The sequence below is a fragment of the Bacillus sp. NTK074B genome (assembly GCF_017303375.1).
GTDB lineage: Bacteria > Bacillota > Bacilli > Bacillales > Bacillaceae_B > Rossellomorea.
Map to the genome: position 1 here is coordinate 1 of NZ_JAFKOH010000094.1, position 265 is coordinate 265.

The 265-nt window shown below is 41.1% G+C and carries 1 pseudogene; it reads left to right on the forward strand.

Annotated elements, in window-relative coordinates:
* Positions 1-265: pseudogene (locus tag JI667_RS21560) on the forward strand (aspartate kinase); the annotation flags it as partial.

Genomic DNA, 265 nt, shown 5'->3' on the forward strand with positions numbered 1-265 from the left:
TGAAATGCTTGAACTAGCCAATCTGGGGGCAGGAGTTCTGCATCCAAGAGCGGTTGAGTTCGCTAAAAATTACAATATATTGCTTGAGGTCCGCTCAAGCTTTACGAATGAACCTGGAACGTTAATTGAGGAGGTAGCATCAATGGAGCAAAATCTAGTCGTCAGGGGTCTGGCATTTGAAAGTAACGTAACAAAAGTAACAATTTCTGGATTACCAAATGAGATTACAACACTACCATCTCTTTTCTCATCACTAGCGTCTAAT